The organism is Burkholderia sp. HI2761, assembly GCF_002223355.1.
Taxonomy (GTDB): Bacteria; Pseudomonadota; Gammaproteobacteria; order Burkholderiales; family Burkholderiaceae; genus Burkholderia.
Genome location: NZ_NKFN01000004.1, coordinates 186,192 through 204,724, shown reverse-complemented (window position 1 = coordinate 204,724; position 18,533 = coordinate 186,192). Strand labels below are relative to the sequence as shown.

The following is an 18,533-nucleotide window of genomic DNA, read 5'->3' as shown; positions in this document are numbered from 1 at the left end:
CACTCGCTCATTCCCGACATCATGAAAATCGCATTCATCGGCGGCGGCAACATGGCCGCGGCCCTGATCGGCGGCCTGATCAAGCGCGGCGTCGCCGCGGACGGCCTGTATGCCATCGACATCAACGAAGACGTCCGCGCGCGCGCCGCGCAGCAATTCGGCGTGCGCACCGGCGCGGCCGTCGACGCAACGCTCGCCGATTACGACGCGATCGTGCTCGCGGTGAAGCCGCAGGTGCTGAAGGACGTCGCGCAGACGCTCGCGCCGCACCTGAAGTCGCAGCTCGTGATCAGCATCGCGGCCGGCATCCGCGGCACGGATCTCGCCCGCTGGCTGGGCGGCTACGCCCGCGTCGTGCGCACGATGCCGAACACGCCCGCGCTGGTCGGCATGGGCGTGACCGGCCTGACCGCGCTGCCGGGCGTCGACGCGGCAGGCCGCGAACTCGCGTCGAGCGTGCTCGGCGCGGTCGGCGAGATCGTCTGGTTCGACGACGAATCGCAGCTCGACGCGGTCACGGCGATTTCGGGCAGCGGCCCCGCGTACGTGTTCTATTTCATCGAAGCGCTGCAGGAAGCCGCGCGCCGTCTCGGCATGAACGACGAGCAGGGCCGCGCGCTCGCGGTCGCGACGTTCACGGGCGCCGCGCAACTCGCCGCGCAATCGGGCGAACCGGCGGGCGTGCTGCGCGAACGCGTGACGTCGAAGGGCGGCACGACGGCCGCCGCGCTCGCGGCGTTCGACGCGCAGGGCGTGAAGGAAGCGATCGTGCGCGGCGCGCTCGCGGCCGAAGCGCGCGCGAAGGAAATGGGCGACGAGCTCGGCGGCGCGTAAGCGCGACAGCGGCGCCGGTCGGGCCGGCGCCGGACGTAAAAAAAGCGACCGTCGGGTCGCTTTTTTTGTTGGCGCCGCGCGCACGAACGTGCGGTACGCCAGTGTGTCGTTCAGTTGCCGGCCAGCAGGTAATGCGCGGCGATGCCCGCGAACAGCACGCCGCCGAGCCAGTTGTTGTGGCGAAACGCCGCGAAGCACGGCATCCGTTCGCGATCCTTGATCAGCGTGTAGTGATACAGCGCGCAGCCGACCGCCGCCGCCCAGCCGGCCCAGTACGCGAGGCCGAAGCCGAGCGTCACGCCGATCCACACGTAGATGCCGAGCGTCACCGCGTAGCACGCCATCACGGCCGCGACGTCGAAACGGCCGAACGTCAGCGCGGACGTGCGGATGCCGATCCTGATGTCGTCGTCGCGATCGACCATCGCATATTCGGTGTCGTACGCGACCGACCAGAAGATGTTCGCGACCAGCATCACCCACGCAAGCACCGGCACCGTGTCCTGCACGGCCGCGAACGCCATCGGGATGCCGAAGCCGAACGCGATGCCGAGATACGCCTGCGGAATCGCGAAGAAGCGCTTCATGAACGGATAGGAGCCGGCGACGAACAGCGCGACGACCGACAATTCCTTCGTCAGTGTATTGAGCGGCAGGATCAGCAGGAACGCGACGAACGACAGCCCGACCGCGATCGCGACGGCCTCCCACGCCCGGATCTTGCCCGACGTCAGCGGCCGGTCGGCCGTGCGCTTCACGTGGCGGTCGAAATCGCGGTCGGCGTAGTCGTTCATCGCGCAGCCGGCCGAGCGCATCAGCAGCGTGCCGAGCGTGAAGATCACGAGCAGCGGCCAGCGCGGATGGCCGTCCGACGCGATCCACAGCGCGTTGAGCGTCGGCCACAGCAGCAGCAGGCTGCCGATCGGCTTGTCCATCCGGACGAGCCGCAGATACAGGGGAAAGCGGGCAAGCATGACGAAGCACCGGGAAGGGAATCCCGGCATTTTAGAGCCGAGCGGTGCTTCGCGTCATGTCGGCGCGACCCGCGCCCGGCGGTCGCGGCGGGCCGGCTGGCCGCCGCGGCCCGCTGCGCGCGGGCGCGCGGCGGGGCATCAATCCGGGGACAGAGTCGAAGCCGGCCCACATGGGGCCGGCCTGACGCCCCCGCGGCGCCGGGCTTACGCGAGCAGCGACCGCAGCATCCATGCGGTCTTTTCATGCGTCTGCAGGCGCTGGGTCAGCAGGTCGGCGGTCGGCTCGTCGCTCGCCGCGTCGGCGATCGGGAAGATTTCGCGCGCGGTGCGCACGACCGTCTCGTGCCCTTCGACGAGCTGGCGGATCATCTCCTCGGCGGCCGGCACGCCCTTCGCTTCCGGCACCGACGACAGTTTCGCGAATTCGCCGAACGTGCCGGGCGCGACGACGCCCAGCGTACGAATACGCTCGGCGACGGAATCGACCGCGAGCCACAGTTCGTTGTACTGCTCCTCGAACATCAGGTGCAGCGTGTTGAACATCGGTCCGGTCACGTTCCAGTGGAAATTGTGGGTCTTCAGGTACAGCGAAAACGTATCGGCGAGCAGGCGCGACAGGCCGTCCGCGATGTTCTTGCGGTCCTTGTCGCTGATACCGATGTTGATCTGCGTGGCGTTGCCTTTCTTGGCCATCTTCGGGACTCCTCATTCGAAATGTTGAACCGGCGAAAATGCATCGGGCAATCCGCATGCCGCCTCGTGCGGCATCCGTTCGCGACTCGCCAGTCTAGCGTCGCGAATCCGTTGCCGCCCTCGCCCTCAACCGCCGGCGGCCGACACGACCGGCGCGAGCGCGTGCAGCGCCTGCGAAACCAGCTCTGCCGCCCCGCCGACGACGATCGCGAAGCCGACGACGTAGCGCGCCAGCTCCACCGGCGATCGCAGAATGGGCGACGCGGCGGCGCGCATGTCGAGCATCATTTGCGTCATGGTCGTCACTCCTTTGACAAGACATCGTTCAGGGAAGAAACGGCCGGTCGTCGGACCGGCCGTTTCACGTTACTGCATTACTGCATCACCGCGTCAGGATGCGGCCGCGTTCATGCGAGGTCGAAGCGGTCGAGGTTCATCACCTTGTTCCAGGCCGCGACGAAATCGCGCGCGAACTTCTCCTTCGCGTCCGCGCTGCCGTACACCTCGGCCAGCGCACGCAGTTGCGCATGCGAACCGAAGATCAGGTCGACGCGCGTGCCCGTCCACTTGAGCTCGCCCGTCGCGCGATCGCGCCCTTCGAACACGTCGTTCGCGGCCGACACCGGCTTCCATTCCGTGCCCATGTCGAGCAGGTTCACGAAGAAGTCGTTCGTCAGCGTTTCCGGACGATCGGTGAACACGCCATGCTTCGCATCGCCGGCATTCGCACCGAGCACGCGCAGGCCGCCGACGAGCACCGTCATCTCCGGTGCGCTCAGCGTCAGCAGCTGGGCCTTGTCGACCAGCAGCGCCTCGGCCGGCGTCTTGTACGCGTGCTTCAGGAAGTTGCGGAAACCGTCGGCGAGCGGCTCGAGCACGGCCATCGCGTCGACGTCGGTTTCTTCCTGCGACGCATCCATCCGGCCCGGGGCGAACGGCACGGTGACCGCGACACCCGCGCTCTTCGCGGCCTGCTCGACGCCGGCCGCGCCGGCCAGCACGATCAGGTCGGCCAGCGACACCTTCTTGCCGCCCGTCTGCGCATCGTTGAACGCCTTCCGCACGCCTTCGAGCGTTTCGAGCACCGCCGCGAGTTCGGCCGGGCGGTTCACTTCCCAGTCCTTCTGCGGTGCGAGGCGGATGCGCGCACCGTTCGCGCCGCCGCGCTTGTCCGAGCCGCGGAACGTCGCCGCCGACGCCCAGGCGGTCGACACGAGCTGCGACACCGACAGGCCGGTCGCCAGCACCTTCGCCTTCAGCGCGGCGACGTCGGCGGCGTCGATCAACGGGTGATCGACGGCCGGGATCGGGTCCTGCCACAGCAGGTGTTCCGCCGGCACATCCGGGCCGAGATAACGGGCACGCGGGCCCATGTCGCGGTGCGTGAGCTTGAACCACGCGCGTGCGAACGCGTCGGCGAATTCGGCCGGATTCTCGTAGAAGCGGCGCGAGATCTTTTCGTAGGCCGGGTCGAAACGCAGCGACAGGTCGGTCGTCAGCATCGTCGGACGATGCTTCTTCGACGCGTCGTATGCATCCGGAATCACCTCGCCGGCATCCTTCGCGACCCACTGGTGCGCGCCGGCCGGGCTCTTCGTGAGCTCCCACTCGTAGCTGAACAGGTGCTTGAAGAAGTCGTTGCTCCACTTCGTCGGGGTCGACGTCCACGTGACTTCGAGGCCGCTCGTGATCGTGTCCTTGCCCTTACCCGTGCCGAACGTGCTCTTCCAGCCGAGGCCCTGCTGCTCGAGGCCCGCGGCTTCCGGCTCGGGACCGACGTTGGTGGCCGGGCCGGCGCCGTGCGTCTTGCCGAACGTGTGGCCGCCCGCGATCAGCGCGACCGTTTCCTCGTCGTTCATCGCCATCCGCGCGAACGTCTCGCGGATGTCGTGCGCGGCGGCGACCGGGTCGGGGTTGCCGTCCGGGCCTTCCGGGTTCACGTAGATCAGGCCCATCTGCACCGCGGCGAGCGGGCTTTCGAGCTCGCGCTTGCCCGTGTAGCGGCTGTTCGGGCCGCCGCTCAGTTCCAGCCAGATCTTTTCCGAGCCCCAGTAGACGTCGTCCGGTTCCCACGTGTCGACGCGGCCGCCGGCATAGCCGAAGGTCTTGAAGCCCATCGATTCGAGCGCGACGTTGCCGGTCAGGATCAGCAGGTCGGCCCACGAGATGTTGCGGCCGTACTTCTGCTTGATCGGCCACAGCAGCCGGCGCGCCTTGTCGAGGCTCACGTTGTCCGGCCAGCTGTTGAGCGGCGCGAAGCGCTGCTGCCCGCCGCCCGCGCCGCCGCGACCGTCGGCCGTGCGGTACGTGCCGGCGCTATGCCACGCCATGCGCACGAACAGGCCGCCGTAGTGGCCGAAGTCGGCCGGCCACCAGTCCTGCGACGTCGTCATCAGCGCGTGCAGGTCCTGCTTCACCGCGGCGAGATCCAGCTTCTTGAACGCCTCGGCGTAGTCGAAATCCGGGTCCATCGGATCGGACAGCGCCGAATGCCGATGCAGGACGTTGAGGTTCAGCTGATTCGGCCACCAGTCCTTGTTCGTCGTGCCGCTGCCTGCGGTGTGGTTGAACGGGCATTTCGTTTCGTTCGACATGCTTTTTTCTCCTTGACTTGCTCGTAGGCCCCCACGTGCCGGGCGCGGTTCGTGGAGCATTGCGGGGGGATGAAACGGAACAGGCGGGTACTCCTGTCGTACTACGGGATGTCGTACGCCGCCTTCGGCACGCATTCCCGTTGCCACGCGCCGCAGGCGGGGCACTCGGGGAAGCGACTGCCGGCAGTCGTCGTACCGGCGAGGCGGGCGGTCTTTCGGGTATCGGGCATGCGATGCTCCCTCATGGCTCGACGGCAGGTGAATCGGGAGAACACAGGACCGGCGTGCGGCGGCACTCATCCGCCATACGCACGGTCCGCCAGATACGCGAACGCAATCGGACGCAGGCCGCGAACCGCCGCCCTGGCGCGATGTACGACCGTGTCGCGCGACGGGATGTTCCGCTGCGCGTGCTGCAATACCGACCGCATCATGACATCCTCCTTTGACGCTTGCATTCAACGTGCATGTCGCACGTCGGCTCGACACCGATCCATGTAGAGGATTCTATCTACATCTATCAATTATTTGAATTTGATAAATTTTATCTATGCGATAGGCAAAAATAAACGGGGTCGCGCGACCCCGTTCATCACGCTGCCACACCCGCATGCGCCGGTGCGTCAGTTCATCATGGCCGGCATGTCGAGCTTCGCGACACCCGGCAGATCGCACGCGGTAATCGCATCGCTGATCGCGTCGATCGCCGGCATCCGCGTGAAGCTCTTGCGCCACACCAGCACCACGCGGCGGTCGGGCACCGGTTCGTTGAACGGCACGTACGACAGCAGCTCGGCATCGGGGCCGTTCGCGCGCGGGCCGACCTCGGCGACCGACATCCGCGGCAGCACGGTGATGCCGACGCCGCTCGCGACCATGTGGCGAATGGTTTCGAGCGACGAGCCCTCGAACGTCTTCTGGATGCCGTCGGCCGTCTGCGAGAAGCGCATCAGTTCCGGACACACGCCGAGCACGTGATCGCGGAAGCAGTGGCCGTTGCCGAGCAGCAGCATGGTTTCCTGCTTCAGATCCTCGGCGTCGATTTCCTCGCGCTTCTCCCACGGATGGCCGGCCGGCAGCGCGACGACGAACGGCTCGTCGTACAGCGGCCGCACCATCAGGCCGGTTTCGGGGAACGGCAGCGCCATGATCGCGGCGTCGATCTCGCCCTGCTTCAGCAGTTCGAGCAGCTTCAGCGTGTAGTTCTCCTGCAGCATCAGCGGCATCTGCGGGACACGCTGGATCATTTGCTTGACGAGCGTCGGCAGCAGGTACGGCCCGATCGTGTAGATCACGCCGAGGCGGAACGGGCCGACGAGCGGGTCCTTGCCCTGCTTCGCGATCTCCTTGATCGCGAACGTCTGCTCGAGCACGCGCTGCGCCTGGGTGACGATCTGGTCGCCGATCGGCGTCACGCTCACTTCGCTCGCGCCGCGCTCGAAAATCTGCACGTTGAGCTCGTCTTCCAGCTTCTTGATCGCCACCGACAGCGTCGGCTGGCTCACGAAGCACGCTTCGGCCGCGCGCCCGAAATGCCGTTCGCGCGCGACCGCGACGATGTACTTCAATTCAGTCAGGGTCATTGTGGGTCAATCAGAGATATACAGGCGATAGGTTTAATTTATACACCCTCTGGCCCAGGTTCGCCAAGTTTCTCTGCATCGCGATGCGTCGAGTGGCGGTTTTCGATCCGGCCCCAGGCCGGCCGATCAGGCCTTCAGGTACTGCTCGCGCGCGCCGAGCCAGCGCGCGAGATGCTGCGTGACGACGTCCGGATACGCGGCAATCAGCCGCGCAGCGGCCTCGCGGGCAGGATCGATCAGCCAGCCGTCGGTTTCGAGGTTGGCAAAGCGCAGCATTGCCGCGCCCGACTGGCGCGCGCCGAGGAATTCGCCGGGGCCGCGGATTTCGAGGTCGCGCCGCGCGATCTCGAAACCGTCGGTCGTCTCGCGCATCGTCTTCAGCCGCTCGCGGCCGGTGATCGACAGCGGCCCGGTGTACAGCAGCACGCACACCGACGCCGCGGTGCCGCGCCCGACGCGGCCGCGCAATTGGTGCAACTGGGCCAGGCCGAACCGTTCCGCGTGCTCGATCACCATCAGCGAGGCGTTCGGCACATCGACGCCCACCTCGATCACGGTCGTCGCGACCAGCAACTGCACTTCGTTGCGCGTGAACGCTTCCATCACGGCCGCCTTGTCGGCCGGCGCCAGGCGGCCGTGCACGAGGCCGACCTTCAACTCGGGGAGCGCCGCGGCCAGCGTCTCGTAGGTTTCGACGGCCGTCTGCAGCTGGAGCGTCTCGCTCTCCTCGATCAGCGGGCACACCCAGTACACCTGGCGCCCGGTCAGCGCGGCCTCGCGCACGCGGGCGATCACCTCTTCGCGCCGCGCGTCGCCGACGAGGCGCGTCAGCACGGGCGTGCGGCCGGGCGGCAGCTCGTCGATCGTCGACACCTCGAGGTCCGCGTAGTACGTCATCGCGAGCGTGCGCGGAATCGGCGTGGCCGACATCATCAGCTGGTGCGGCTGAAAGTCGCGCGCGCCATTGGCGGCATTCGCGGCCTTCGCGCGCAGCGCGAGACGCTGCTCGACGCCGAAGCGGTGCTGCTCGTCGACGATCACGAGGCCGAGCCGCGCGAATTCGACCGTATCCTGGATGATCGCGTGCGTGCCGATCACGAGCTGCGCGGTGCCGAGCGCGGCCGCCTCGACCGCCGCGCGTTTCTCCTTCGCCTTCAGGCTGCCCGCGAGCCACGCGACCGTGACGCCGAGCGGCTCCAGCCATGCGCGCAGCTTGCGCGCATGTTGCTCCGCGAGGATTTCGGTCGGGGCCATCAACGCGGCCTGGTAGCCGGCGTCGATCGCCTGCGTGGCGGCCAGCGCCGCGACGACCGTCTTGCCGCTGCCGACGTCGCCCTGCAGCAGGCGCTGCATCGGGTGCGCGAGCGTGAGGTCGTGCGCGATCTCGTCGACGACGCGCGCCTGCGCGCCCGTCAGCGTGAACGGCAGCGCCGCGTAGAACCGGGTCGTCAGCGCGTCGGCATCGCTCGCGGTGCGGCGCGGCATCGCGGGCGCCGCGCGCGTGCGGCGTTCCTCGTGCGCACGCTTGAGCGACAGCTGCTGCGCGAGCAGCTCCTCGAACTTGATGCGCGTCCAGGCCGGATGCGAGCCGTCCATCAGCGCGGCTTCGTCGGAATCGACACCCGGATGGTGCAGGATGCGCACGGCCTGCGCGAGCGTCGGCACGCCGAGCGGCTTCAGGTAATCGCGCTCGATTTCAGGCGGCAGCAGCTCGGGCAGCGGCGTGCGCTCGACCGCGTTCTCGATCGCCTTGCGCAGATACGCCTGCGACACGCCGGCCGTGCTCGGATAGACGGGCGTGAGCACCTGCGGCAGCGGCGCATCCGCTTCGACGACCCGCACCGCCGGATGCACCATCTCCATCCCGAAGAAGCCGCCGCGCACGTCGCCGCGCACGCGCAGCCGCTGGCCGACCGCCATCTGCTTGACCTGCGACCCGTAGAAATTCAGGAACCGCAGCACGAGCTGCTCGCCGTCGTCGTCCTGGATCTTCACGACGAGCTGGCGGCGCGGCCGGAACGCGACCTCGTTGTCGAACACGACGCCTTCGGTCTGCGCGATGCCGCCCGGCAGCAGTTCGCCGATCGGCGTGAGCGTGGTTTCGTCCTCGTAGCGCATCGGCAGATGCAGCACGAGATCGATCGAGCGCGTGAGGCCGAGCTTCGCCAGCTTGTCGGCGGTTTTCACCGGTTTGTCGGCGGCCGGCTTCTTCTTGCGTTTCGTGCCGGCCGCCCCTGCTTCGTCGCCGGCGGCGCCGTCGGTCTCGGGCGCGGCGGCCGCGGGCTGCGCGAGCCGCCCGTCGGCGCCGCGCTTCGGGCCGGCGCGGCGGGCGCCGGAGCCCGATGCGGACGGCGCGGACGAGGCGGCATCGTCCGCGTCGAACGGATCGGCGGAATCGGCGACGGCAGCGGGGGAACGGCGTGGTGACACAGGCATCGGATCGTCTGGGTGCTTCGCAAGGCAAGTACAATAGCGGCTTTCACGTCGTCCGAACGAACGACGCCGGCCAGGCCGCGCATCCCGTCATCATAGCGGCTCGCGCGCCCCGATTACGCGTTTCCGCCCTGCCGGCGACGCCCGCCGGCCGCTTCGAACCAGCCCGCATGTTCACGCTTTCCGATTTCGATTTCAATCTGCCGCCCGAGCTGATTGCGCAAACCGCGCTGCCCGATCGCACCGCGAGCCGCCTGCTCGAGGTCGAACGCGGCGTCGAGCCCGCACGCCTCGTCGACCGCCGTTTCGCCGAGCTGCCGTCGTGCATCGCGCCCGGCGACCTGCTCGTGTTCAACGATACCAAGGTGCTGAAGGCGCGTTTCTTCGGCCAGAAGGCCAGCGGCGGCAAGATCGAGGTGCTGATCGAGCGCGTGACGGGCACGCACACGGCGCTCGCGCAGATCCGCGCGAGCAAGTCGCCGGGCGCCGGCACGACGCTGCGTCTGGCCGATGCGTTCGACGTGACGGTCGGCGAGCGCGTCGAGCCGTTCTTCACGCTGCACTTCCCCGCGCCGTGCCTCGAACTGATCGAGCAGTACGGCCGCCTGCCGCTGCCGCCGTATATCGAGCACGATCCCGACGCGACCGACGAAACGCGCTACCAGACCGTCTACGCGAGCAATCCGGGCGCGGTCGCGGCGCCGACGGCCGGGCTGCACTTCGACCAGCCGCTGCTCGACAAGCTCGACGCGATGGGCGTCGAGCGCGCGACGCTGACGCTGCACGTCGGCGCCGGCACGTTCCAGCCGGTGCGCGTCGACAACATCGCCGAGCACAAGATGCACAGCGAGTGGTACGACCTGCCGCAGTCGCTCGTCGACAGGATCGCCGCGACCCGCGCGCGCGGCGGCAACGTGATCGCGGTCGGCACGACGTCGATGCGCGCGCTCGAAGCCGCCGCGCGCTCGGCCGACGAAGCGGGCCGCCCGCTCGCGGCGACGCAGGCCGAAACCGACATCTTCATCACGCCCGGCTACCGTTTCCGCGTGGTCGACCGGCTCGTCACGAACTTCCACCTGCCGAAATCGACGCTGCTGATGCTGGTGTCCGCGTTCGCGGGCGTCGAGACGATCCGCGCCGCTTACCGGCACGCGATCGCCGAACGCTACCGCTTCTTCAGCTACGGCGACGCGATGCTGCTCACGCGACGCGACACGCCGGAGGCGCCGGGCGCGTAGGCGCGCGCGGGCATGCTCGCCGGCACGCGCCGCATTCGCTGCTTGCCGGCTGCGTGCGCCACGCCGGCGCGCCCCGTTTCTTTCACCGCCGCCGGCCTTTCGGCGGCGTTTCCAACATGCGCCGGACTGTCTTCCGGTAGCAAGGAGCACTCACGATGACCGAAGGTTCATCCCACGATACGCACGATACGCACGCGAGCCACGACACGCCCGCTCCCGTGCAGGACCGCCCGGCGAACGGGCTCGAATTCGAACTGCTGACGACCGACGGCCACGCGCGCCGCGGCCGCGTGAAGCTCAACCACGGCACGGTCGAAACGCCGATCTTCATGCCGGTCGGCACGTACGGCACCGTGAAGGCGATCCAGCCGCGCGAGCTGCACGAGATCAAGGCCCAGATCATCCTCGGCAACACGTTCCACCTGTGGCTGCGCCCGGGCCTCGACACGATCGACGCGCACGGCGGCCTGCACGGCTTCATGGGCTGGAACAAGCCGATCCTGACCGACTCGGGCGGCTTCCAGGTGTTCTCGCTCGGCGACCTGCGCAAGATCACCGAGGACGGCGTCACGTTCGCGTCGCCGATCAACGGCGACAAGCTGTTCCTGTCGCCGGAAGTGTCGATGCAGATCCAGAAGGTGCTGAACTCCGACATCGTGATGCAGTTCGACGAATGCACGCCGTACGCGACCAACGGCATGCCGACGACGCACCAGGAAGCGGCCGACTCGATGCGCATGTCGCTGCGCTGGGCGAAGCGCTCGCTCGACGAATTCGACCGGCTCGGCAACCCGAATGCGCTGTTCGGGATCGTCCAGGGCGGAATGTTCGAGGACCTGCGCGACGAATCGCTCGCCGGCCTCGCGGAACTCGGCTTCCACGGCCTCGCGATCGGCGGGCTGTCCGTCGGCGAGCCGAAGGAAGACATGATGCGCGTGTTGCAGCACGTGGGCCCGAAGCTGCCGGCCAACAAGCCGCACTACCTGATGGGCGTCGGCACGCCGGAGGACCTGGTCGAGGGCGTCGCGAACGGCATCGACATGTTCGACTGCGTGATGCCGACCCGCAACGCGCGTAACGGCTGGCTGTTCACGCGCTTCGGCGACGTGAAGATCCGCAACGCGACGCACAAGAACTCGCTGAAGCCGCTCGATGCGACCTGCACGTGCTACACGTGCCGGAACTTCTCGCGCGGCTACCTGCATCACCTGCACCGGGTCGGCGAAATCCTCGGCGCGCAGCTCAACACGATCCACAACCTGCACTACTACCTGCAGCTGATGAGCGAGATCCGCGACGCGATCGAAACGCATACGTTCGACGCGTTCCGGCAGCGCTTCGCGGAGGATCGCGCGAGAGGGGTCGACTGACTGTCCGGCGGGCGGCCCGCCCCATAGGACATGACCTGAAAGAAAGCCATATCCAATGGGACACGCACTAAAAAACCCGGTCCAACCACCGGATCGGGCCATCAAACATTACAATTGCCTTTCCACACAAGCCGCAACGGTATCGGTTCGGGCTTTAACAGCTTGATCCGAAAGCGCATTTGCCGAGCCGTTTGCGCATGGGGCCGGTGGTAGAATAACCGGCTTATTTTTCGATCTTCCCCTACGGAGAGACCAACGTGCCGTTCATTTCCAATGCCTTCGCGCAAGGTGCCGGTGGCGCCGAATCGAGCCTGATGAGCTTCCTGCCGCTCATCCTGATGTTCGCGGTGCTGTACTTCATCATGATCCGTCCGCAGATGAAGCGCCAGAAGGAACACCGCAACATGCTCGCGGCCATGGCGAAGGGCGACGAAGTCGTCACGAGCGGCGGCCTCGTCGGCAAGGTGACGAAGGTCACCGAAGGCTACATCGGCGTCGAAATCGCCGAAGGCACCGAAATCACCGTGCAGAAGGCTGCCGTCACGACCATTCTGCCGAAGGGCACGATCAAGTCGCTGTAAGGCTTTCACCGAGCGTCCGGCTCCCCGCGCCGTGCCCGCCTGAGAGAGCGGGCCGCCGCGGCGCCGGACGCGACGCTTTCACGCCAACCACCCGTTCGGCCCCCTCATGAATCGTTATCCACTCTGGAAATATGTCGTGATGGTCGTGGCGCTCGCCATCGGCCTTCTGTACACATTGCCCAACTTCTTCGGCGAAGCGCCGGCGGTGCAGGTGTCGAGCGGCAAGGCCACGGTCAAGCTCGACTCGACCACGCTGACCCAGGTCGAATCGGCGCTCGCGTCCGCGCAGATCACGCCGGACGACGTCACCTTCGAGAACACGGCGACCAACGCGAACATCCGCGTGCGCCTGAAGGACACCGATACGCAGCTGCGCGTCAAGGACCTGCTGCAGAAGTCGCTGAACGCCGATCCGAACGATCCGCAGTACGTCGTCGCACTGAACCTGCAAAGCGCGTCGCCGCGCTGGCTGACCGCACTGCACGCGCTGCCGATGTATCTCGGCCTCGACCTGCGCGGCGGTGTGCACTTCCTGCTCCAGGTCGACATGACGGGCGCGCTCACGAAGAAGCTCGACTCCGACGCGTCCGACACGCGCACGCTGCTGCGCGACAAGAATATCCGCGACGGCGGCGTGAGCCGCGTCGATCAATCCGTCGTCGTCAACTTCAGCGACGCGCAGACGGCGGAAGACGCCCGCAAGGTGCTCGCCGCGTCGGTCACCGAGCTGCAATGGGCGACGCAGCCCGGCGGCGGCGGCACGCAAGTGGTCGGCACCTTCACGCCGGCCGTGCAGAAGTCCGTCGAGGACGCCGCGCTCAAGCAGAACCTGACGACGCTCCACAACCGCGTGAACGAACTCGGCGTGTCCGAGCCGATTCTGCAGCAGCAAGGCAGCGACCGCATCGTCGTCGAACTGCCGGGCGTGCAGGACACCGCGAAGGCGAAGGACATCATCGGCCGCACCGCGACGCTCGAGGCGCGCCTTGCCGACCCGATCAACACGCACCCGAACCCGAACGACCCCGTGCCGCCGGGCGAGGAGCTGTTCACGCAGGGCATCCAGGCGCCCGTGCTGCTGAAGAAGGACGTGATCTTCACCGGCGACCGCATCATCGACGCATCGGCCGGCTTCGACGAACACCAGCGTCCGTCGGTCAACATCCGCCTCGATTCGGCGGGCGGCCGCGCGGTGCGCACGGTGTCGCGCGAGAACATCGGCAAGCCGATGGCGATGGTGCTGTTCGAGAAGGGCAAGGGCGAAGTGCTGACGGTCGCGACGATCCAGTCCGAACTCGGCGACCGCTTCCAGATCACGGGCCAGCCGACGCCGCAGGCCGCGGCCGACCTCGCGCTGCTGCTGCGCGCCGGTTCGCTCGCGGCTCCGATGGACATCATCGAGGAACGCACCATCGGCCCGAGCCTCGGCGCCGACAACATCAAGATGGGCGTCCACTCGGTGATCTGGGGCTTCTGCGCGATCGCCGTGTTCATGGTCGCGTACTACATGCTGTTCGGCGTGGTGTCGGTGATCGGCCTGTCGGTGAACCTGCTGCTGCTCGTCGCCGTGCTGTCGCTGATGCAGGCGACGCTGACGCTGCCGGGCATCGCGGCAATCGCGCTCGCGCTCGGCATGGCGATCGACTCGAACGTGCTGATCAACGAGCGCGTGCGTGAAGAACTGCGCGCCGGCCAGCCGCCGCAGCTCGCGATCCAGGCCGGCTACGCCCATGCGTGGGCGACGATTCTCGACTCGAACGTCACGACGCTGATCGCCGGCCTCGCGCTGCTCGCATTCGGCTCGGGCCCGGTTCGCGCGTTCGCGATCGTGCACTGCCTCGGCATCCTGACGTCGATGTTCTCCGCGGTGTTCTTCTCGCGCGGGATCGTCAACCTCTGGTACGGCGGCCGCAAGAAGCTGAAGTCGCTCGCGATCGGCCAGGTGTGGAAGCCGGAAGGCGCCGCAGCCGGCGCATCGTTCGCCGCGGCCGACGAATCGACCGACACCGCGCGCGCCGCGAAGCTCGCCGCACCGGCGAAGGGCAACGCACCGCGCGCCGGCAAGCCGCAGCTGCGCAACCGTGCGCAGCAAGGCGTGTCGCCGAAGAAACCGGGCTCGACCCAATAAGGCCCCGGAGACGAAGCCATGGAATTTTTCCGCATCCGTAAAGACATTCCGTTCATGCGGCACGCGCTGGTGTTCAACGTGATCTCGCTGGTCACGTTCCTCGCCGCCGTGTTCTTCCTATTCCACCGCGGGCTGCACCTGTCCGTCGAATTCACCGGCGGCACGGTGATCGAGGTCCAGTACCAGCAGGCCGCGCAGCTCGAGCCCGTGCGCGACACGCTCGGCAAGCTCGGCTACACCGACGCGCAGGTGCAGAACTTCGGCACGTCGCGCAACGTGCTGATCCGCCTGCAGCTGAAGCAGGGGCTCACGTCCGCGCAGCAGAGCGACCAGGTGATGAACGCGCTGAAGGCGCAGAGCCCGGACGTGACGCTGCAGCGCGTCGAGTTCGTCGGGCCGCAGGTCGGCCGCGAGCTCGCGACCGACGGTCTGCTCGCGCTCGCGTGCGTCGTGATCGGCATCGTGATCTACCTGTCGTTCCGCTTCGAATGGAAGTACGCGGTGGCCGGCATCATCGCCAACCTGCACGACGTCGTGATCATTCTCGGCTTCTTCGCGTTCTTCCAGTGGGAGTTCTCGCTGGCGGTGCTCGCGGCGATCCTCGCGGTGCTCGGCTACTCGGTCAACGAGTCGGTCGTCATCTTCGACCGGATCCGCGAAACGTTCCGCCGCGAACGCAGGATGAACGTGCAGGAAGTGATCAACCACGCGATCACGACCACGATGTCGCGCACGATCATCACGCACACGTCGACGGAAATGATGGTGCTGTCGATGTTCTTCTTCGGCGGCCCGACGCTGCACTACTTCGCGCTCGCGCTGACGGTCGGCATCATGTTCGGCATCTACTCGTCGGTGTTCGTCGCCGGCTCGCTCGCGATGTGGCTCGGCATCAAGCGCGAAGACCTGATCAAGGACAAGAAGACCGCGCACGATCCGGACGATCCGAACGCCGGCGCGCAGGTTTAAGCGCCACGCCGTTTCGGCTTCGAAAAAGCCGGCCCGTCTGGGCCGGTTTTTTTTATGTGCGGGCCACCGCGGTACGGCGCGCGGCCGGCTCGGCCGGCGCCGCGCGGGTGTCGGCTACAATCGTCACCGCCCTGCCCCTTCGCTTGCCGGTCGCATCCCGGCACCGGCCAAACCTCTCGCCCCCGTCCGAACGTGCGGTCCCGATGATGCCTCCCCTGCGTGTCGTTCGTCGCCTCGCCGTCTGCGCAGCCGTCGCGGCCGCGTTCCCGTACGCGCCGCTCGCCGGTGCGCAACCGGCATCCGCACCATCCGCCGCTTCGCTGCCTGCCGATGCGCCGCTCGCCGATTCGCCGCCCGCCGCTTCACCCGCCACCGCTTCGGTGCCCGCTTCGGTGCCCGCTTCCGTGCCCGCTTCCGTGCCCCCCGCCCACCCGCCGTCGCCCTGCCCGCCCGACTGGGAGCCGCAGCTCTGCGAACTGAAAGCGGCCGTCGAAGTGCTGAAGAAACAGCACCTGACCGACGTCGACATCGGCGCGCTGCTCGACGCCACGACCCACGACGGGATCAAGACGTTGCCGTACGCGCGCTTCTTCAACGCGAAGGAAGAGCAGGAACGGCGCGACGACGAGCGGCGCGCCCGCGACGGCATGCCGGGCATCGGGATCGTGTTCGAGACACGGCCCGACGGGCTGCACATCATCGACGTGATTCCCGACGCGCCGGCGGAACGGGCCGGCGTGCGGCCCGACGATCTCGTCGTCGCGATGAACGACAGGAGCGTCGCGGGCATCGACGGCAGCGCGCTGACGAAACTCGCGAAGGGCGACGCGGGCGTGCCGCTGAAGCTCACGGTGCAGCGCGGGCCGAAGCATGCGGTGCTGAGCTTCGCGCCCGTGCGCGCGATCGTCAGACCGCATCCGGCGACCGCGAAGCGGCTCGATGGCGACATCCTGTACACGCGGCTGTCGAGCTTTCCGGAGCCGGCGGTCGGCGACTATATCGACGCGGTACAGGCCGCGCGCCGCGCGGGCCCGCCGGTGAAGCAGATGATCCTCGACCTGCGCATCAACGGCGGCGGCGCGCTCAATGCGGCGATCGGCATCACCGCGCTGTTCGCGGGACGCGACCGCACCGCGATGGTGACGGTCGAGCGCGGCGACACGCACCGCCGCCGCTACACGACCAACTGGCCCGACTACGAACTACCCGTCATGCACGGGCAGGATCCGCTCGCGCCGCTGCAGGCCGACGACTGGTGGCGCACCGTGCCGCTCGTCGTGCTCGTCGACGGACAGAGCGCGTCGGCCGCCGAAGCGACCGCGGCGGCGCTGAAGGATCTCGGCCGCGCGAAACTGCTCGGCATGCCGACCTACGGGAAAGGGCTCGCGCAGACGGGTATCGACCTGATCGACGGCACGCGCCTGAATTTCACGTTCGCGCGCAACCTGCGGCCGAACGGCTGCCCGATGGACGGCTACGGCGTCATGCCGGACTGGCTCGTGCCGCCGCGCGTCGATTCGGACGTCAACGGCGTGCTGCTGTGGTACCGGGAAGTCGATCTGGCCCGCGCGCCGTATGCGGACCGGCAGGCGCCCGACCCGTTCGCGCAGGTGCGCCAGGCACGGCAGAAGCTGCGCGAGCAGCGTGTACGCGCGAAGATCGATACGGCGAGGAGCGCGGCGCTGCCGCAGCGCGCATTCGGCACGGCCGCCGACTGGCAGCTCCGGCAGGCGCTCGCCGCGCTCGCGGGGCGCCCGGTCCGCACCGTCGACGCGCCGCCGCAACTGATGCCGGCGCAACCGGTGTGCGAGCGCGGCGGCAGCTGACGCGCCGCCCGCCCCTTTCAGCGAAACCCGAACCGCTTGCGCAGCACGATCAGCGCCGCAAGGCTCAGTACCGCCGCGAACATCAGGTAGAAGCTCGGCGCCGTCTTCATCCCGGTCTCGCGGATCAGCCACGCAATGATGAACGGGCCGAAGCCGCCGAAGATCGTCACCGCGACGTTATACGCGAGCGACATCCCGGTCGTGCGCGTCTGCACCGGAAACACCTCCGACAGCAGCCCCGGCAGCGCCGCGAAGTAGCCGGTCATCAGGAACGCGAGCAGCACCTGCAGCGCGATCAGCGTGCCGAAGCCCGGATGCGCGACGAGATACGCGAACGCCGGATAGATCAGCACGAGGATGCCGACGGCCGGCGCGATCATCACGCGCACGCGGCCGTAGCGATCCGACCAGTGGCCGACGAGCGGCGCGAACGCCATCTGGATCACGCCGACGACGAGAATCGCCGCAAATGCGGCCGACGGCGCGAGGCCGAGCTGCTTCACGCCGTAGGTCGGCATGAACAGCACGAGATAGGTCGCGACGGTGCCGAGCACGACCACGCCCATTGCCGCGACGAGCCGCGCCTTGTGCGATGCGAACGTATCGCGCAGCGGGCTCGCGGTGCTTTCGGCCGCGAGGAATTCGGGTGTCTCGTCGACCTTGGTGCGGATGTAGTACGCAACCGGCCCGAGTAGCAGCCCGAAGAAGAACGGCACGCGCCAGCCCCACGACGCCATCTGCGCGGCCGACAGCTGCGCGTTCAGCACGGTGCCGAAGCCGGCCGCGAGCAGCGTCGTGAGCCCCTGGCTCGCGACCTGCCAGCTCGCGAAGAAGCCACGCCGCCCGGGCACGTGCTCGGCGAGGAACGCGGTCGCGCTGCCGAACTCGCCGCCCGCCGAGAAGCCCTGCATCAGCCGCGCGGCGACGAGGATCACCGGCGCGGCGACGCCGATCGTCCCGTAGGTCGGCAGCACCGCGATGACCAGCGTGCCGGCCATCATCAACAGGATCGACAGCGTGAGCGCGGCCTTGCGGCCCGCGCGGTCGGCATACGCGCCGAGCACGATCGCGCCGAGCGGCCGCATGAAGAACGACACGCCGAACGTGCCGAGCGTGAGCAGCAGCGACACGGTGTCGTTGCCGGCCGGGAAGAACAGCTTCGAGATCGTCACCGCGAAAAAACCGTAGACGACGAGATCGAACCACTCGAGCGCGTTGCCGATCGACGCGGCGACCACCGCGCGCCAGACGCGCGGCGACGAGGCAATGGAACGGGGCTGCGTGACGGCATGCATCGGCGATCTCCTTGT

Annotated in this window: 14 protein-coding genes; 7 read left to right on the top strand and 7 right to left on the bottom strand. The window is 67.9% G+C overall.

Annotated elements, in window-relative coordinates; genetic code table 11:
• Positions 1-21 precede the first annotated feature (21 nt).
• Positions 22-834, top strand: coding sequence for a pyrroline-5-carboxylate reductase (gene proC / locus CFB46_RS07500; protein ID WP_089499658.1), 813 nt, complete (start codon positions 22-24; stop codon positions 832-834).
• A gap of 110 nt (positions 835-944) precedes the next feature.
• Here the strand turns inward: proC and ubiA are convergent, their stop codons facing one another.
• From ubiA to recG, 6 genes are all read right to left on the bottom strand, one after another.
• A complete protein-coding gene (gene ubiA, locus CFB46_RS07495; RefSeq protein ID WP_089499657.1) occupies positions 945-1,808 on the bottom strand; it encodes a 4-hydroxybenzoate octaprenyltransferase in 864 nt (287 codons plus the stop codon).
• 204 nt (positions 1,809-2,012) lie between these two features.
• Positions 2,013-2,501 carry a non-specific DNA-binding protein DpsA gene (dpsA, locus tag CFB46_RS07490; RefSeq protein WP_006476862.1) on the bottom strand — a complete coding sequence of 163 codons (489 nt, stop codon included), beginning with the start codon at positions 2,499-2,501 and terminating at the stop codon, positions 2,013-2,015.
• A 126-nt stretch (positions 2,502-2,627) separates the two neighbouring features.
• Complete coding sequence (locus CFB46_RS35835; RefSeq protein ID WP_175888603.1) at positions 2,628-2,798, bottom strand: hypothetical protein; 171 nt, start codon at positions 2,796-2,798, stop codon at positions 2,628-2,630.
• 110 nt (positions 2,799-2,908) lie between these two features.
• On the bottom strand, positions 2,909-5,095 hold the full coding sequence (gene katG, locus CFB46_RS07485; RefSeq protein ID WP_089499656.1) for a catalase/peroxidase HPI: 2,187 nt from the start codon (positions 5,093-5,095) through the stop codon (positions 2,909-2,911).
• Between the two features lie 623 nt (positions 5,096-5,718).
• Positions 5,719-6,678: a hydrogen peroxide-inducible genes activator gene (locus CFB46_RS07480; protein WP_089499655.1), complete on the bottom strand. Its 960-nt coding sequence runs from the start codon at positions 6,676-6,678 to the stop codon at positions 5,719-5,721.
• Positions 6,679-6,804: 126 nt separating this feature from the next.
• Entirely contained in the window at positions 6,805-9,114 is a 2,310-nt protein-coding gene (recG, locus tag CFB46_RS07475; protein ID WP_089499654.1) for an ATP-dependent DNA helicase RecG, read from the bottom strand.
• Between the two features lie 167 nt (positions 9,115-9,281).
• Here recG and queA point away from each other — a divergent pair, with 167 nt between their 5' ends.
• The 6 genes from queA (at position 9,282) to CFB46_RS07445 (ending at position 17,223) form a co-directional block, all read left to right on the top strand.
• The gene (queA, locus tag CFB46_RS07470) at positions 9,282-10,349 is read left to right on the top strand and encodes a tRNA preQ1(34) S-adenosylmethionine ribosyltransferase-isomerase QueA (protein WP_089499653.1); all 1,068 of its coding nucleotides are present in this window, start codon (positions 9,282-9,284) and stop codon (positions 10,347-10,349) included.
• A 155-nt stretch (positions 10,350-10,504) separates the two neighbouring features.
• Positions 10,505-11,719: a tRNA guanosine(34) transglycosylase Tgt gene (gene tgt / locus CFB46_RS07465; protein WP_089499652.1), complete on the top strand. Its 1,215-nt coding sequence runs from the start codon at positions 10,505-10,507 to the stop codon at positions 11,717-11,719.
• 257 nt (positions 11,720-11,976) lie between these two features.
• Entirely contained in the window at positions 11,977-12,300 is a 324-nt protein-coding gene (gene yajC / locus CFB46_RS07460) for a preprotein translocase subunit YajC (protein ID WP_006476868.1), read from the top strand.
• 106 nt (positions 12,301-12,406) lie between these two features.
• A complete protein-coding gene (gene secD / locus CFB46_RS07455; RefSeq protein WP_089499651.1) occupies positions 12,407-14,428 on the top strand; it encodes a protein translocase subunit SecD in 2,022 nt (673 codons plus the stop codon).
• Positions 14,429-14,446: 18 nt separating this feature from the next.
• Entirely contained in the window at positions 14,447-15,397 is a 951-nt protein-coding gene (gene secF, locus CFB46_RS07450) for a protein translocase subunit SecF (RefSeq protein ID WP_089499650.1), read from the top strand.
• 203 nt (positions 15,398-15,600) lie between these two features.
• Complete coding sequence (locus CFB46_RS07445; protein WP_256980648.1) at positions 15,601-17,223, top strand: S41 family peptidase; 1,623 nt, start codon at positions 15,601-15,603, stop codon at positions 17,221-17,223.
• A 17-nt stretch (positions 17,224-17,240) separates the two neighbouring features.
• On the opposite strand, the gene CFB46_RS07440 is transcribed toward CFB46_RS07445, so the two are convergent.
• Positions 17,241-18,518, bottom strand: coding sequence for an MFS transporter (locus CFB46_RS07440; RefSeq protein ID WP_089499649.1), 1,278 nt, complete (start codon positions 18,516-18,518; stop codon positions 17,241-17,243).
• Positions 18,519-18,533 lie beyond the last annotated feature (15 nt).

What these genes read in the sequence shown, in the direction of transcription:
- proC (WP_089499658.1), top strand. Translation starts at nt 22, where the DNA reads ATGAAAATCGCATTCATCGGCGGCGGCAACATGGCCGCGGCCCTGATC.
- ubiA (WP_089499657.1), bottom strand. Translation starts at nt 1,808, where the DNA reads ATGCTTGCCCGCTTTCCCCTGTATCTGCGGCTCGTCCGGATGGACAAG.
- dpsA (WP_006476862.1), bottom strand. Translation starts at nt 2,501, where the DNA reads ATGGCCAAGAAAGGCAACGCCACGCAGATCAACATCGGTATCAGCGAC.
- CFB46_RS35835 (WP_175888603.1), bottom strand. Translation starts at nt 2,798, where the DNA reads ATGACGCAAATGATGCTCGACATGCGCGCCGCCGCGTCGCCCATTCTG.
- katG (WP_089499656.1), bottom strand. Translation starts at nt 5,095, where the DNA reads ATGTCGAACGAAACGAAATGCCCGTTCAACCACACCGCAGGCAGCGGC.
- CFB46_RS07480 (WP_089499655.1), bottom strand. Translation starts at nt 6,678, where the DNA reads ATGACCCTGACTGAATTGAAGTACATCGTCGCGGTCGCGCGCGAACGG.
- recG (WP_089499654.1), bottom strand. Translation starts at nt 9,114, where the DNA reads ATGCCTGTGTCACCACGCCGTTCCCCCGCTGCCGTCGCCGATTCCGCC.
- queA (WP_089499653.1), top strand. Translation starts at nt 9,282, where the DNA reads ATGTTCACGCTTTCCGATTTCGATTTCAATCTGCCGCCCGAGCTGATT.
- tgt (WP_089499652.1), top strand. Translation starts at nt 10,505, where the DNA reads ATGACCGAAGGTTCATCCCACGATACGCACGATACGCACGCGAGCCAC.
- secD (WP_089499651.1), top strand. Translation starts at nt 12,407, where the DNA reads ATGAATCGTTATCCACTCTGGAAATATGTCGTGATGGTCGTGGCGCTC.
- secF (WP_089499650.1), top strand. Translation starts at nt 14,447, where the DNA reads ATGGAATTTTTCCGCATCCGTAAAGACATTCCGTTCATGCGGCACGCG.
- CFB46_RS07445 (WP_256980648.1), top strand. Translation starts at nt 15,601, where the DNA reads ATGATGCCTCCCCTGCGTGTCGTTCGTCGCCTCGCCGTCTGCGCAGCC.
- CFB46_RS07440 (WP_089499649.1), bottom strand. Translation starts at nt 18,518, where the DNA reads ATGCATGCCGTCACGCAGCCCCGTTCCATTGCCTCGTCGCCGCGCGTC.